This is a genomic window from uncultured Vibrio sp. (assembly GCF_947488985.1).
Taxonomy (GTDB): Bacteria; Pseudomonadota; Gammaproteobacteria; order Enterobacterales; family Vibrionaceae; genus Vibrio.
On the sequence record NZ_CANLBV010000363.1, the window covers coordinates 1 to 273 of the forward strand.

Here is a 273-nt window from a genome sequence, read left to right on the forward strand (position 1 = left end):
CGGCTTTACCAAGGGTTAAGCCAATGAATGCACCGATGCCAGCACACAACAACCCTGAAACCCCGTCTGATTTAGGCGCATTATTAGGGTAGGGTTGCACTTCATTTGGTACTTCCGATTGCACTTGTTGTACTTCGGGTTGCGGTGATGTGCCTTCGGGTTGTACTTCAGTAGCCGCGGTTAGCTCTTCTAAAGACATATATTGCTTTAGGTAGTCTTGGGTATTGGCATTGCTGCGCTGCTCCGTACACTGACAAACGTGACAACGTCCCT

The 273-nt window shown here is 49.1% G+C and carries 1 protein-coding gene; it reads right to left on the reverse strand.

What is annotated here, in order from left to right; all coding sequences use genetic code 11:
• Window positions 1-273 (reverse strand): hypothetical protein (locus tag Q1A70_RS20655; RefSeq protein ID WP_299695947.1); only part of this gene is annotated, 273 nt, incomplete at both ends.